This is a genomic window from Streptomyces cylindrosporus, assembly GCF_022698165.1.
Classification (GTDB): Bacteria; Actinomycetota; Actinomycetes; order Streptomycetales; family Streptomycetaceae; genus Streptomyces; species Streptomyces cylindrosporus.
In genome coordinates, this window is sequence record NZ_JALDAY010000010.1 from 356,775 (window position 1) to 371,102 (window position 14,328).

Here is a 14,328-nt window from a genome sequence, read left to right on the forward strand (position 1 = left end):
GTTGGTCGTTGGCGGCTGCGGGTTCGTCGTGGCTGGTCGCGCAGTTCCCCGCGCCCCTGAAGGGGCGCTCCAACAACCCTCGTGAATATGCCCCCTACCTGCATAAATGCGGGTGGCTGGGGTGGTGTCACTCATCTGGGTGATGAATCTGGGTGATCTGGTCCTTGCGGGTCATGTGGTCGACAGAATCGGACCGGCCTTTCGGGGTCGGTCCGGCTGTGCTCTCGGGGCCTGTATGGGGGGCCATCGGCATGATTCGCAAGCGCTTGCTCGCGTTCGGGCTTCCCATGGCCTGGGGGGCCATGGCGATCACCTACAAGTTGGCCTGTCCGCTCGCCCAGCAGAACGGGCTGGGGGCTCGGGTCGTCACCAGTGCCGTGTTCTTCGCCGTGGGGACCGGGCTGATACTCCACGTCCGGCGCGCGTTGCTGCGTGAGCTGCGGGAGGTCAAGAAGGTCGCGGGGGTCGCGCAGAGTGTTCTGCTGCGGCCGTTGCCGCCTCGGGTCGACGGGTTGAACGTCGCCGCCGCGCAGTTGTCCGCGGACCGGGGGGCCGTGATCGGCGGGGACCTGTACGAGGTCATCGCCACCGAGCACGGGGTGCGGGTGGTGATGGGGGACGTGCGGGGGCACGGGCTGGGGGCTGTCGGGACCGTTGCCGCTGTGCTCGGGAGCTTTCGGGAAGCCGTGCACGACGAGGTGGATCTGGCGTGTGTGCTGCGACGGCTGGAGCGGGCGCTGGGGCGGCATCTGAGGGAGCGGGCGCGGGCCGAGCACCCCTCGGCCGGGGGCGAGCCGGAGAGTCCGGTCGCCGAGGAGTTCGTCACCGTACTGCTGCTGGAGATCCGGCAGGACGGCGAGGTGCGCGTCCTCAACTGCGGGCACCCGTGGCCGTATCTGCTCAGCGGGGCCCGGGCGGAGCCCCTCACCCGGGCCGAACCGCTGCCTCCCCTCGGGCCGTTCCCACTGCCCGCCGAGCTGCCCGCCGTCCGCTGCGGTCGACTCCTGCCCGGCGAGACCCTCTTCCTGCACACGGACGGTGTCGAGGACGCCCGTGACGGACATGGCCGGTTCTTTCCGCTGCCGGCCGCGCTCGCCGAGGCCGTCGCGGCCGGCCCGGTCTCCCCGCAGTCGGTGCTGCGCGCCGTGCTGGCGGGGCTGCTGCGGCACACCGGCGGCAGGCCCGCCGACGACGTCGCGCTGCTGCTCCTGCGCAACGACCGCCGCCATGTCGTACGACAGCCTCCCGGTGAGCCGGTCGGACACCGGGCGCACCGCCTCACGTGACGTCGAGGCCGCGAACCGCCACGTACCTACCCCCGCGGTGCGCCCGGCGCTCCCGCGTGGTCTGGGCGGTTCGCTGGTTCGGTGTCGTTCTTCGGGTCGGCGACGCCGTCCGCCCCGCCACGGAGTGTCGGGCAGGCAGCTGGGCGGACGGCGCGGAAGCGGGCCGCCGCACTGTACGAGGGGGAGCCGGCGGCCCGGCCGGCCTCTTGCGAGGCATTTCAGTCAACCGGCCCGGAACTCTCCGCGACAGTGCGCGTACGCTGCGGATTCGGGCACTCCGTTCACACCCCGTGTGAAGCCGCTCGCACTAGTCTGACGGCACCGAGGCTCCCGGGGGGCATATATGCAGCCCAACACTCTGCTCGACGCGATCCTGGACGAGGCCGGGATCTCGCACGCGGGGTTGGCGGCGCACGTCAATCAGGCGGGGCGGGCGCGCGGGCTCGCGTTGCGGTACGAACACACCGCCGTCGCGCGGTGGTTGAAGGGCCAGCGGCCGCGAGGGCAGGTGCCCGACCTGATCTGCGAGGTCCTGGCGGGGCGTCTGCACCGGCCCGTCACGCTCGACGACATCGGGCTCGGAGTGCCGGGCGAGCCGTCCACCCCGCACGGCACCTCCCTCTCCGGCTTCGTCGAGCGGGCCACCGCCCTGTGGCGCTCCGACGAGCAGCAGCGCCCGCACATACTGGGCGCGCCCGCGGTGACCGGCACGCCCGCGGTCATGCCCGTGTGGGAGTGGGAGAACCCGCCCGAGGACGTGGACGTGTCGCGGGGTGGCCGGCACCGGGTCACGCCTGCCGATCTGGAGATGCTGCGGGCCGCCCGTACCCACTACGAGCAGATGTACCGGAAGGCGGGCGGGATCGCGACGCGTACGCGGATCGTGGGCTTCCTGAACGCCGAGGCCGCCCCGCTGCTGCGCGGCAGCTACACCGATGCCACGGGCCGTCAACTGCACCGGGCGACCGGCGGGTTGGTGGCGATCGCCGGCATCTGCGCCTACGACTCCGACGCGCACGGGCTCGCCCAGCGCTACTTCCACCAGGCGCTCCGGCTCGCCAAGGCCAGCGGGGACCGGGGACTCGGCGCGTATGTGATCGCACTGCTGGTCAACCAGGCCCTCTTCATGCGCGAGTACCGGCAGGCCGTCGCCTTCGCGGAGGCCGCGCTGCGCGCCGCCGGCAAGCACATCACACCGGCGCTCGCCTGCGACCTGTACGCGATGCAGGCCAAGGCGTACGCACACCTCGGCGACGGCACGACCGCGCTGTCCTGCATCCGGCGGGCCGAGCAGGCCGCCGAACGCATCCGGCGCGGATACGAACCCGACGAGACGGGCTATGTCCAGCCCGGGTTGGTCAACGTCCAGGTGGCGGAGGCGTTGCTGAGCCTCGGGGAACTGGTGGCGGCGGGGGAGCACGCCGCTGCCGCCGTGGACAACCCGGCGCACGACCGGGGGCGCGTGCACCGGCTCGCCATGCTCAGCACGATCGAACTGCGCCGCGGAAACGCCGACAAGGCGGTGGCCACCGCGGTGCAGATGGCCGAACAGGCCCGTGGGATGGAGTCCCAGCGGCTGCGCGACAGACTCCGGGCGGTGCGCGAACACCTGGTGCGCAGCGGCTGCGCGGGCACCGCCGAGGCCGCCGAACTCATCGACGGGGCACTGCGCGTACCGCTGTAGACCGGTTCCCGAGCACCACCGCCCCACAGTCCCTGCTGCGATATTGCCACTTACTCGACGGAAGGTGGCAGAACCGTGCAGTGGACGAAACAGAACGAACAACCTGTGTACTCAAACCGCTGGTTCAGCGTCAATCTCGCCGATGTGCAGCTGCCCGACGGGCGGCACCTCGATCACTTCCTGATACGGCTGCGGCCGGTGGCCGTGGCGACGGTGGTGAACGAGGCGAACGAGGTGCTGTTGCTGTGGCGGCACCGTTTCATCACGGACAGCTGGGGGTGGGAACTCGCGGCCGGGGTGGTCGAGGACGGCGAGGACATCGTCGTCGCGGCCGCCAGGGAACTGGAGGAGGAGACCGGCTGGCGGCCGGGGCCCCTGCACCACCTGATGACGGTGGAGCCGTCCAACGGCCTCACCGACGCCCGGCACCACATCTACTGGTCGGACGAGGGCGAGTACACCGGACATCCCGTGGACGACTTCGAGTCGGACCGCCGGGAGTGGGTCCCGCTCAAGCTCGTCCCCGACATGATCGCCCGCGGGGAGGTCCCGGCCGCCAACATGGCGGCCGCGTTACTGCTCCTGCACCACCTCAGGCTCGGCCAGGACGGCTAGCCCTGATGCTCCCCCCACCCGTCCCGGCCCGGCCGGCTTCAGTGGCCCAGGGCCTGCCAGATCGTCGCCACGAGTGCGCCCACCGCGGTGAGTGTCGCGATCGCGGGCAGGGGCCAGCGGGCGTGCTCCAGCGCGACGATCCGCGCGCTGAGGTCGTCCATCTCCTTGTCGGTCTCCTCGGTGCGATGGTTGAGCAGGGCCAGCCCTCCCTCGACACGCGCGTAGGCGACGTCGAGGCGACGGCGTAACTCTGCGAGTTCTCCAAGTGCCACGGGATGCTCGGGGTCGGCGGTCACGAGTCCGCTCCTTTCCGTAGTCGTCACATCCCTTGCATGCGCATGAAGAGTCAACTCGCCTGGTGGGTGCGTGGGGAGCGTGTGCGCGGGGCATATGCGTGCCCGCCGCGCACACGGTGTGTGAATGCCGCGGGCCCGGCGCTCCGAAGAGAGCCGGGCCCGCGGTCGTAGCACTGTGTAATCAGCACCCTGGAACGGGCACTGTGCAAACGCCGGTCGCCGTCAGCCGTAGGTGTAGAAGCCCGAGCCGGTCTTCCGGCCCAGCCGGCCCGCGTCGACCATGCGCTGGAGCAGCGGGGGAGCGGCGTACAGCGGCTCCTTGTACTCCTCGTACATCGAGTTGGCGATCGACACGATGGTGTCCAGGCCGATCAGGTCGGACAGCTTCAGCGGGCCCATCGGGTGGGCGCAGCCCATCTCCATGCCGTTGTCGATGTCCTCGCGGCCCGCGATGCCCGACTCGAACATCCGGATGGCGGAGAGGAGATACGGCACCAGGAGCGCGTTGACCACGAAGCCGGAGCGGTCCTGGGCGCGGATCGCGTGCTTGCCGAGCACCTTCTCGGCGAAGACCTGGGCGCGGCTGAGCGTGCCCTCGGAGGTGGTGAGCGCCGGGATCAGCTCGACGAGCTTCTGCACCGGGGCCGGGTTGAAGAAGTGGATGCCGACGATGTGGTCCGGGCGCGAGGTGGCGACCGCGAGCTTCACCAGCGGGATCGAGGACGTGTTGGAGGCGAGGATCGCGTCCGGGCGGGTCACCACCTGGTCGAGGACCTGGAAGATCTCCGTCTTCACCTGCTCGTTCTCGACGACGGCCTCGATCACCAGGTCGCGGTCGGCGAACTCGCCGAGGTCCGTGGTGAAGCTGAGGCGCGCCAGCGTCTCGTCCCGCTCCTGCTCGGTGATCTTGCCGCGCTCGGCGGCCTTGGCGAGGGAGTTGAACAGCCGGGTCCGGCCGATCTCCAGGGCCTCGCCGGTGGTCTCGGCGACCTTCACCTCCAGGCCGGACCGGGCGCACACCTCGGCGATGCCCGCTCCCATCTGGCCGCAGCCGACCACTCCGACGCGCTCGATGTCGGTCACATCGTCCCCTTCGCTGATCTACGAATCCGGCAGGGTCCCCGGTGGTTCGGTGCCTGCTCCGAACCTGCACGTTACCTCCGGCGATCGTTGATCGATCGTTCGGGTACCGCGTGGCAGGCTGACGCCGGACCTCGCCCGGGTCCAGAATCGCGCCCGGACACGGGCATCGGCAGATGGAGGTAGGGGAATGCTGCACCGGAGGTCTCGGCTGTCGCGGCGGGCGTTCGCGGTGACGGCCATGTCGGCACTCGTGGCGGGGGGTGGCGCGGTGGCGGCCGGTGCGGCTATGGCGGGCGGCACGGACGACAAGGCCCCGCGCCGGAGGGCGTCCGGCGAACTGCGGGGCGTGTGGGTGGCCACCGTGGCCAACCGGGACTGGCCCTCCAAGCCGGGGCTGACCGCGGCCCAGCAGAAGGCCGAGCTGATCGCGATCCTCGACCGGGCCGTCAAGGACCGCCTCAACACCGTGATCTTCCAGGTACGGCCCACCGCCGACGCGCTCTGGCCCTCGCCGTACGAGCCCTGGTCGAACGTCCTCACCGGCACCCAGGGCAAGGCCCCGGGCTGGGACCCGCTCGGCACGGCGGTCAAGGAGGCCCACGCCCGCGGCCTCCAGCTGCACGCCTGGTTCAACCCGTACCGGATCTCCAACCAGTCCGACCCGAGCAGGCTCATCGCCTCGCACCCCGCGCGCAAGCACCCCGACTGGGTGGTGAAGTACGGCGGCAAGCTCTACTACAACCCGGGGCTGCCCCAGGTCCGCGCCTTCGTCGAGAACGCGATCCTCGACGCGGTGAAGAAGTACCCCGTCGACGCCGTGCACTTCGACGACTACTTCTACCCGTACCCGGTGGCCGGGCAGACCTTCGACGACGACGCCGCGTACGACCGCTACGGTGACGGCTTCGCGAACCGGGCCGCCTGGCGCCGGAGCAACATCGACAAGCTGGTCCGCGAGACGGCGGCCCGCATCAAGGAGATCCGGCCCGGCACGCAGTTCGGCATCAGCCCCTTCGGCGTCTGGCGGAACATCGCCACCGACTCGCACGGCTCCGACACCAGGGCGGGCGTGCAGACGTACGACGATCTCCACGCGGACACCCGCAAGTGGGTGCGCCAGAACTGGATCGACTACATCGCCCCGCAGATCTACTGGAACATCGGCTTCGCCGCCGCCGACTACGCCAAGCTCGTGTCCTGGTGGGCGGGTGTGGCGAAGGGCACGGCGACGAAGCTCTACATCGGCGAGGCCCTCTACAAGGCCGGCGACCCGGCGCAGCCCGCCGCCTGGCAGGACCCCGCCGAACTCTCCAGGCACCTCACCCTGGCCGCCAAGTACCCGCAGGTGCGCGGCCACGCCTTCTTCGCCGCGAAGGAACTGGCGACGGATCCCATCGGCGCGATGGCACGGGTCGTCGCCGACCACTACAAGCAGCCGGCGAAGCCCCCGCGCTGATCCGCTAGTGCGTCTCCCTGTGCCGGATCTCGGTGTCGGGGCCGGGGGAGCAGATGCCCGTGTGCCCGTCCTCGAAGCGGACGCGGTACGGAGGGTTTCCCTCCTGGCCCATCACTTCGACGATCTCGCCGACCTTGTCCTGCTGTCCGACCACCCTGCCGTGCTGGACAAGCTGGTCGCCCACGGTTGCACGCATTCTGTAGGGCCTCCTCACCAGGTGCGGGAGCAACGGTCCGTGGCCTCGATTTTACGGCGCCGGGCCGCGGTTGGAACCGGCACGCACATGCCGGTCAGCCTCAGAGCCTCACGCCCGCTGGGTGACGGCGATGCACACCAGCACCGCCGCGGCCGTCAGCGGTGCGGCCACCGTCAGGTGCTCGCCGAGCAGCAGCACCGACCACACCAGTGTGAGCAGGGGCTGGGCCAACTGCAACTGGCTGGCCTTCGGGATGCCGATCGCCGCCATGCCCCGGTACCAGACGACCAGACCGAGGAACTGCGAGCCCACCGCGACCCACAGCAGCCCGGCCACGCTGTGCGCGGTCAGCCGTACCGGCTCGTACGACAGCGCGACCGCGGCGGCCGGCACGGTCAGCGGCAGACACATCACCAGCGCCCAGCCGATGACCTGCCAGCCCGGCATCACCCGGGCCAGCCGGCCGCCCTCGGTGTAGCCGGCCGCGCACACCAACAGGGCGCCGAACAGGTACAGATCGGCGCTCGTGAGCGCACCGCCGCTCTGCTGCACGGTGAACGCGACGACCGCCACCGCGCCCGCGAACGCCGCGATCCAGAAGGTGCGGGAGGGACGGCTGCCCATGCGCAGGGCCGAGAACAGCGCGGTGGTGAGCGGCAACAGCCCGACCACGACGGCCGCGTGCGCGGTGGTGGAGGTCTGGAGCGCGAGGGTGGTGAGGAGGGGGAACCCGACGACGACGCCGGCACCGACCACCAGGAGTCCGGCCCGGTGCCGGCGCTCGGGCACGGGTATGCGCAGCGCCGACAGACAGACCCCGGCGATGAGCGCGGCGAGCACACTGCGCACCGCGACGAGCGCCCAGGGCCCGAACCCCTCGAGTCCCCACGCGGTGGCGGGAAAGGTGAGAGAGAAGGCGACGACACCGAGAGCGGCCTGGAGGGTGCCGGTGGTGTTGGCCTTCGGCGGGATGACCACCGCTATCGAGGTGGGGGCAGTAGCGCTACTCTGTGCTCTCATGCAAGAGCGTAGCAGTGTCGGAGAACTGGCGAAACAGCTGAAGCAGGACCTTGACCGCTACTCTCCCGGCGGAAAGCTCCCGTCCAGCCGGGCCCTCGTCGAGCGCTACCGGGTCAGCCCGGTGACCGTCTCGCGGGCCCTGGCCCAGCTCGCCGCCGAGGGACTGGTCGTCACCCGGCCCGGCGCCGGCGCCTTCCGGGCCGAGCCGCGTGCCACGGCCGTGCCGACCGTCGGCGACACCTCCTGGCAGGAGGTCGCCCTGAGCGCGGACGGCGCCGCCGACCTCGTACCGCGCACGGTGGACGCGTCCGGAGTGGTCGTCTCCCTCGCCGCGCCCCCGCCGGGCGTCGTGGAGTTCAACGGCGGCTATCTGCACCCGTCGTTGCAGCCGGAGCGCGCGATGGCGGCGGCGCTGGCACGGGCGGGCCGACGCCCCGGTGCGTGGGGCCGGCCGCCGATGGAGGGGCTGCCCGAGCTGCGGGAGTGGTTCGCGCGCGGCATCGGCGGCGGCGTCACCGCGGCCGAGGTGCTGATCACGGCGGGCGGCCAGTCGGCCCTGACCACGGCCCTGCGCGCGGTGGCCCCGCCCGGCGCACCGGTCCTCGTCGAATCACCCACGTATCCCGGCATGTTGGCGATCGCCCGCGCGGCGGGCCTGCGGCCCGTGCCGGTCCCGGTCGACGCGGACGGCGTCCGACCCGCCCTCCTCGCCGACGCGTTCCGCGCGACCGGTGCGCGTGTCTTCGTCTGCCAGCCCCTGTTCCAGAACCCGACCGGCGCGGTCCTCGCCCCCGAGCGGCGCGGCGAAGTCCTCCGTATCGCCCGCGAGGCGGGCGCGTTCGTGGTGGAGGACGACTTCGTACGGCGGCTGGTGCACGAGGACGCGGGGCCGCTGCCGAGTCCGCTGGCCGCCGACGACCCCGACGGGGTGGTCGTCCACGTCAGCTCACTCACCAAGGCGACCTCGCCGAGCTTCCGGCTCAGCGCCCTTGCCGCGCGCGGGCCGGTGCTGGAACGGCTGCGCGCCATCCAGATCGTCGACACCTTCTTCGTCCCGCGCCCGCTCCAGGAGGCGGCCCTCGAACTCGTCGGCTCACCGGCGTGGCCGCGGCACCTCCGCGCGATCTCGACGGAACTGAAGTCCCGCCGCGACACCATGACCGCGGCCCTCCGTCTCACGCTCCCCGACCTCGTCCTCCCGCACATCCCGTCCGGCGGCTACCACCTGTGGCTCCGCCTCCCCGACGGCACGGACGACGCCGTCCTGACCTCCGCCGCCCTGCGCGCGGGCGTCGCGATCACACCAGGTCGCCCGTACTTCAGCGCCGAACCCCCGGCGGCCCACGTGCGGTTGAGCTTCGCGGCGGTGGCGGGGGCGGGGGAGATCACGGAGGGGGTACGGCGGTTGGAAAGAGCCTGCGCCGAGGTCTTGAGGGGTGCCGGAGGCCGCTAGGGCGCGGGTGCTCTGCCGCAGACGAATTCGAGGGAGTCGAGCGTGTCCGCCGTCAGTCGTATCCCGGTGATCCGCTCGGCGAGCGCGAACGCGGCTTCGGTGTGCTGATGGTCCAGGTCCTGACCTGGGCAGAGGAGGAAGCCGGACTCCCGCATCCGCGGGGCGAACGCCTCGGCGCGGCTGCCCTCCCGGCGGTAGGGGAAGAGGGGCTCGAAGCCCAGGATCAGCTCGCCGTCCGCCAGCCATATGAAGTGGTCCAGCGCGTCGACGGAACGGTGATGGGCGACCACGGTGCGGCCCCGCGACAGCGGCCGTACCGCCGCCGACGTGACCCCCAGATACCCGTTCACCTCGACCAGCACCGACCAGCCGCCGACCGCCGCGGCGGCGACGAACAGCTCACGCCCCTGATGCTCCTCCCATGTATCGAAGGCCGGCTCGAAGAGCCCGCCGACGCCGGTCACCTCCGTCCCCGCCTCGGCGCCGAGCCGCTGCAGCAGCGGCTCCGGAGCGATCTCACTCACCAAGGTGATGCAGTACGCCTCCCGCAGCGACCGATGGCGCTCGCGGAGCCAGGCGTAGTCCCTCGCGTGCGGTGTCCTCCCCGTCATGCCCGAAGCATCGCACGCACCACTGACAACCCCCTCGGCCACCGCGAAAACCCCTCGACACCCCACCCCCGACCTGCAAGTCTCCCGCCATGACCGACACCCCGCCCCTCCCCGACGGCTACGAGATCTCCACCGACCCCGAGCGGCTCGACGTCGACCGTGTGCACCGCTGGCTGTCCACCGATGCCTACTGGGCGACGGGCCGACCGCGCGAGAAGCAGGAGCGGGCCATCGCCGGGTCGCTCAACTTCGGGGTGTACGACGCCGGGTCGGGGGAGCAGGTCGGATATGCCCGGGTCGTCACCGACCACACCACCTTCGCCTGGCTCTGCGACGTCTACGTCGACCGCTCGGTCCGCGGCAAGAGCATCGGCACCGCCCTCGTCGGCGCCGTACGCGACCACCTCCAGCCCCTCGGCCTGCGCCGCATCATGCTCGCCACCGCCGACGCCCACGGCGTCTACGCCAAGCTCGGCTTCGCGCCGCTCGACCCGCCCGACATCTGGATGGCCCTCGTTTTCGAGTGACTTGTCCGGCAGATCCTGACCTCGAAGTAAGGTTTCGGGCACCTTCCGTGAATCCTCACCAACACCCCTTGACCTGCGCACTTTCACGTCACACCATCACCGCATGCCACTTCGGGTCACGTTCGTCGCCGCCGCGCGCAGCTCCCCGCTGCTCGCCGAGCGCTTCGAGGACGACCGTCCGCTGGACCAGGCCGGCTGGGACGAGGTCCAGCACGTCGCCCACGACCTGATCCCGCTCGCGGCGGCCGAGCTGCGCTACTGCTCGCCCACCCCGCGCAGCCGCGCCACCGGCGACGCGCTCGGCTACGCCCCCCTCGTGCAACTCGCCCTCCGCGACTGCGACATGGGCCGCTGGCGCGGTCTGACCCTCGGCGAGGCGATGGCCCGCGAGCCCGAGGCCGTGGACGCCTGGCTCGCCGACCCGCGCTCCACCCCGCACGGCGGCGAGTCCCTGATGGCCTTCGTCGCCCGTGTCGGCAACTGGCTCGACACCCGCCCCTTCGAGGACGGCGGCCGCATCGTCGCCGTCGCCGAACCGTCGGTCATCCGGGCCGCGCTCGTCTACGCCCTGAAGGCGCCCCCGTCGAGCTACTGGAACATCGACGTCCGCCCGCTGTCCACGACCACCGTCACCGGCCGCGCCGGCCGCTGGAACCTCCGCTTCGAGGGCGCGCCGGCTCAGCCCTCGCGTACGTAGTCGGTGGTCAGCACCAAGTCCTTGGCGGGACCGCCCACCCGCCACACCGTCCGCCAGCGATCCGAGTCCCGCACGGTGAACTCGCCCCGGTAGAGGTCCGCCGCGCAGGGATGGTCGGCTGCATACCGTCCCGTGCCGAGGTCCAGGTCGTGGAAGGGGCGGCCGTCGGCGAAGCGGACGTCGGCCGTCCCCGGTGAAGCGCCGGGCAGGAAGCGCAGGGTGCGTTCGGCGGGCCGGGCTACGCCCTGCCAGGTGAAGGTGCCGGACTCCTCGTGCAGCAGCCCGCCGTCCTCCAGCGGGCTGAACAGGGTCACGCCCTCGAACCGTCCCTCGTCCCCGCTCGCCAGATCCCGCACGGTCCGCGCCACCCGCCAACTCCCGGCGAGATAGGCCAGCGCGTCCGCCACCGGCCAGAACTCACCCGTCATCGCCCTCTCCTCACCCCGCGCCGCAGGCGATCGGGCGACTCCAGCGGGTCCTTCCGCTCGGCCTGCGCCCGGATCTCGTAGTGCGAGGCGTGGCTCGTGGCTCTGAAGGCCTCCTCGTAGGCGGCCAGCGCCGCGCCCAGACCCCCGCCGGCCCCACCACGGCGGCGGATCAGCCGCGCGAGCCCGGTGAACGCGCCCATCACCAGCACCAGCGCTCCGAGCACGAGGAGGTAGGGCAGCAGCTCGTCCATGCCCCCGACCCTACGTCCCCACGCGGGCCCCATTGACGTGCACACACCCCTTCCCTATCTTGCCGTTCGAAGTGCTGACCGCTGTCTGATATTTCGAACGATCGAGCCGTTCAGAACGATCCATCAAGAGCCGCGGAGTATCCATGTCACGCACCACCCGCACCCGCCTGAGACTCGGCCTCGGTGCAAGCGCTTTCCTGCTGGCCGCCGGCCTCATTCCGTCCCCCGCCCACGCCGAGGACGTCACCGACTACTCGATCACCGTCGACCCGAACACCAAGGGCGCGAAGATCGACAAGACCATGTACGGCGTCTTCTTCGAGGACATCAACCGGGCCGCCGACGGGGGTCTGTACGCCGAGCTCGTGCAGAATCGGTCCTTCGAGTACTCGACCGCCGACAACACCTCTTACACGCCGCTCACCGCGTGGACCGTCTCCGGCAGTGCCCAGGTCGTGGACGACGACGGGCGCCTGAACGCCCGTAACCGCAACTACCTCTCCCTGGGCGCCGGTTCGTCCGTCACGAACGCCGGATACAACACCGGCATCCGCGTCGAGGAGGGCAAGAAGTACGACTTCTCGGTGTGGGCCCGGGCCGAGAGCGGCACCGCGCTGACCGTCTCGTTGCAGGACGCCGACGGCACCCTGGCCGCCGCCCGCCGGGTGAACGTGACCAAGAGCGGCTGGGCCCGGTACAAGGCCACCTTCACCGCCACTCGCACCAGCTCCGACGGCCGGCTCACCGTGGCCACCTCGGCCGCCACCGCCCTCGACATGGTGTCCCTCTTCCCGCGCGACACCTACAGGCACGAGCCGAACGGCCTGCGCAAGGACCTCGCCGAGAAGATCGCCGCCCTGCACCCGGGCTTCGTGCGCTTCCCTGGCGGCTGCCTGGTCAACACCGGTTCCATGGCGGACTACAGCGAGGCCTCCGGCTACCAGCGCAAGCGCTCGTACCAGTGGAAGGACACCATCGGCCCGGTCGAGACACGCGCCACCAACTCCAACTTCTGGGGCTACAACCAGAGTTACGGCCTCGGCTACTACGAGTACTTCCGCTTCGCCGAGGACATCGGCGCCATGCCGCTGCCCGTCGTCCCGGCGCTGGTCACCGGCTGCGGCCAGAACAAGGCCGTCGACGACCCCGCACTGCTGAAGCGGCACATCCAGGACACCCTCGACCTCATCGAGTTCGCCAACGGGCCCGTGACGAGCGAGTGGGGGAAGAAGCGCGCCGAGATGGGGCACCCCAAGCCCTTCCACCTCACCCACATCGAGGTCGGCAACGAGGAGAACCTCCCCGACGAGTTCTTCGCCCGCTTCACACAGTTCCGGGCCGCCATCCAGGCGAAGTACCCGTACATGCAGGTGATCTCCAACTCCGGTCCGGACGACGCCGGTTCGACCTTCGACACGGCCTGGCAGCTGAACCGGGACGCCAAAGTCGACATGGTCGACGAGCACTACTACAACAGCCCGCAGTGGTTCCTGCAGAACAACGACCGCTACGACTCCTACGACCGCAGCGGGCCCAAGGTCTTCCTCGGCGAGTACGCCTCCTGGGGCAACGCCTTCAAGAACGGGCTCGCCGAGGCCGCGTACATGACCGGCCTGGAACGCAACGCGGACGTCGTCAAACTCGCCTCGTACGCACCGCTGTTCGCCAACGAGGACTACGTCCAGTGGAGTCCGGACATGGTGTGGTTCAACAACCACGCCTCCTGGGGCTCGGCCAACTACGAGGTCCAGAAGCTGTTCATGACGAACGTCGGTGACCGGGTCGTCCCCTCGACCGCCACCGGCACGCCCTCGCTGCTCGGGCCGATCACCGGCGCCGTCGGCCTGTCGACCTGGAACACCAGCGCCGCGTACGACGACGTGAAGGTCACCGGCGCCGACGGGAACACGCTGCTCAGCGACGACTTCTCCGGTGACGCCACGCAGTGGACGCACACCGGCGGCGGCAGCTGGGAGATCCAGGACGGACAGTACGTCGAGACCTCGGACACCGCCGAGAACACCATGGTCTCCGCCGGCGACCCGAGCTGGCACGACTACGACCTGCATGTGAAGGCCACCAAGAAGTCCGGCAAGGAGGGCTTCCTCGTCGCCTTCGGCGTCAAGGACACCGGCAACTACTACTGGTGGAACATCGGCGGCTGGAACAACACCCAGACCGCCGTCGAACAGGCCGTGGACGGCGGCAAGTCGACGCTGATCTCCAAGGCCGGGTCGGTCGAGACCGGCCGCGCCTACGACGTCGACATCAAGGTGCGGGGCCGCCAGGTCACCCTCTACCTCGACGGCCAGGAGTGGGGCGGCTTCACCGACGACAAGCCGGCCGAGCCCTTCCGCCAGGTCGTCACCAAGGACGAGAAGACCGGCGACCTGATCGTCAAGGTCGTCAACGCCCAGTCCTCGGCGGCCCGTACGGCGATCGACCTCGGCGGCGCCAAGGTCGCGTCCAAGGCCCGCGTGACCCAACTCGCCGCCGCGCCCGACGCGGTGAACACCGAGACGAACACGGCCGTCGCCCCGGTGACGTCCACCTTCGACGGGGTCACCGACAGGTTCACGTACACCTTCCCGGCGAACTCCGTCACCTTCCTGCGGATCAGGCAGAATTGACATCCTCGCCTGCGTGAACGCGGACGATTCCGGTCCGCACCGCTACCCGGTGCCACCGAGGGTTCCTGCTTCATCGGCCTCCGCCGCCCGGTGTG

At 70.8% G+C, this 14,328-nt stretch carries 15 protein-coding genes; 8 read left to right on the plus strand and 7 right to left on the minus strand.

Annotation, left to right across the window (positions count from 1 at the left end; translation table 11 throughout):
- Positions 1–251: 251 nt before the first annotated feature.
- The 3 genes from MQP27_RS32430 to MQP27_RS32440 all read left to right on the plus strand — a co-directional run bounded on the left by MQP27_RS32430 (position 252) and on the right by MQP27_RS32440 (position 3,585).
- Positions 252–1,286, plus strand: coding sequence for a PP2C family protein-serine/threonine phosphatase (locus MQP27_RS32430; RefSeq protein ID WP_242770784.1), 1,035 nt, complete (start codon positions 252–254; stop codon positions 1,284–1,286).
- Between the two features lie 343 nt (positions 1,287–1,629).
- Positions 1,630–2,970, plus strand: a complete 1,341-nt coding sequence (locus tag MQP27_RS32435; protein ID WP_242770795.1) for an NsdA family TPR-like regulatory protein — start codon at positions 1,630–1,632, stop codon at positions 2,968–2,970.
- A 75-nt stretch (positions 2,971–3,045) separates the two neighbouring features.
- Positions 3,046–3,585, plus strand: a complete 540-nt coding sequence (locus MQP27_RS32440; RefSeq protein ID WP_242770796.1) for an NUDIX hydrolase — start codon at positions 3,046–3,048, stop codon at positions 3,583–3,585.
- A gap of 38 nt (positions 3,586–3,623) precedes the next feature.
- Here MQP27_RS32440 and MQP27_RS32445 read toward each other — a convergent pair whose 3' ends face one another.
- Both MQP27_RS32445 and MQP27_RS32450 read right to left on the minus strand, forming a co-directional pair.
- On the minus strand, positions 3,624–3,881 hold the full coding sequence (locus MQP27_RS32445; RefSeq protein ID WP_242770797.1) for a hypothetical protein: 258 nt from the start codon (positions 3,879–3,881) through the stop codon (positions 3,624–3,626).
- Between the two features lie 222 nt (positions 3,882–4,103).
- Positions 4,104–4,964, minus strand: coding sequence for a 3-hydroxybutyryl-CoA dehydrogenase (locus MQP27_RS32450; RefSeq protein WP_242770798.1), 861 nt, complete (start codon positions 4,962–4,964; stop codon positions 4,104–4,106).
- Positions 4,965–5,202: 238 nt separating this feature from the next.
- Here MQP27_RS32450 and MQP27_RS32455 point away from each other — a divergent pair, with 238 nt between their 5' ends.
- A complete protein-coding gene (locus tag MQP27_RS32455) occupies positions 5,203–6,420 on the plus strand; it encodes a glycoside hydrolase family 10-like protein (RefSeq protein WP_242770799.1) in 1,218 nt (405 codons plus the stop codon).
- A 4-nt stretch (positions 6,421–6,424) separates the two neighbouring features.
- Here MQP27_RS32455 and MQP27_RS32460 read toward each other — a convergent pair whose 3' ends face one another.
- Complete coding sequence (locus MQP27_RS32460; protein ID WP_242770800.1) at positions 6,425–6,616, minus strand: DUF1918 domain-containing protein; 192 nt, start codon at positions 6,614–6,616, stop codon at positions 6,425–6,427.
- A gap of 108 nt (positions 6,617–6,724) precedes the next feature.
- Complete coding sequence (locus MQP27_RS32465) at positions 6,725–7,636, minus strand: DMT family transporter (protein ID WP_242770802.1); 912 nt, start codon at positions 7,634–7,636, stop codon at positions 6,725–6,727.
- Here MQP27_RS32465 and MQP27_RS32470 point away from each other — a divergent pair.
- The gene (locus MQP27_RS32470; RefSeq protein ID WP_242770804.1) at positions 7,635–9,089 is read left to right on the plus strand and encodes an aminotransferase-like domain-containing protein; all 1,455 of its coding nucleotides are present in this window, start codon (positions 7,635–7,637) and stop codon (positions 9,087–9,089) included. The two genes, MQP27_RS32465 and MQP27_RS32470, sit on opposite strands and share 2 nt — an antisense overlap.
- Here MQP27_RS32470 and MQP27_RS32475 read toward each other — a convergent pair.
- Positions 9,086–9,700 carry a DUF6461 domain-containing protein gene (locus tag MQP27_RS32475; RefSeq protein ID WP_242770814.1) on the minus strand — a complete coding sequence of 205 codons (615 nt, stop codon included), beginning with the start codon at positions 9,698–9,700 and terminating at the stop codon, positions 9,086–9,088. The two genes, MQP27_RS32470 and MQP27_RS32475, sit on opposite strands and share 4 nt — an antisense overlap.
- 89 nt (positions 9,701–9,789) lie before the next feature.
- Here MQP27_RS32475 and MQP27_RS32480 point away from each other — a divergent pair, with 89 nt between their 5' ends.
- Together MQP27_RS32480 and MQP27_RS32485 are read left to right on the plus strand one after the other, a co-directional pair.
- The gene (locus MQP27_RS32480) at positions 9,790–10,227 is read left to right on the plus strand and encodes a GNAT family N-acetyltransferase (RefSeq protein ID WP_242770816.1); all 438 of its coding nucleotides are present in this window, start codon (positions 9,790–9,792) and stop codon (positions 10,225–10,227) included.
- A 103-nt stretch (positions 10,228–10,330) separates the two neighbouring features.
- Positions 10,331–10,924, plus strand: a complete 594-nt coding sequence (locus tag MQP27_RS32485; RefSeq protein ID WP_242770818.1) for a histidine phosphatase family protein — start codon at positions 10,331–10,333, stop codon at positions 10,922–10,924.
- Here the strand turns inward: MQP27_RS32485 and MQP27_RS32490 are convergent.
- Together MQP27_RS32490 and MQP27_RS32495 are read right to left on the minus strand one after the other, a co-directional pair.
- Entirely contained in the window at positions 10,906–11,352 is a 447-nt protein-coding gene (locus tag MQP27_RS32490; RefSeq protein WP_242770820.1) for a DUF6314 family protein, read from the minus strand. The genes MQP27_RS32485 and MQP27_RS32490 overlap by 19 nt on opposite strands.
- Complete coding sequence (locus MQP27_RS32495) at positions 11,349–11,603, minus strand: hypothetical protein (protein WP_242770828.1); 255 nt, start codon at positions 11,601–11,603, stop codon at positions 11,349–11,351. Before MQP27_RS32495 ends, MQP27_RS32490 begins: the two co-directional genes overlap by 4 nt.
- Positions 11,604–11,746: 143 nt before the next feature.
- On the opposite strand from MQP27_RS32495, the gene MQP27_RS32500 reads away from it, so the two are divergent.
- Positions 11,747–14,233 carry an alpha-L-arabinofuranosidase family protein gene (locus MQP27_RS32500; protein ID WP_242770830.1) on the plus strand — a complete coding sequence of 829 codons (2,487 nt, stop codon included), beginning with the start codon at positions 11,747–11,749 and terminating at the stop codon, positions 14,231–14,233.
- The last annotated feature ends 95 nt before the right edge of the window (positions 14,234–14,328 follow it).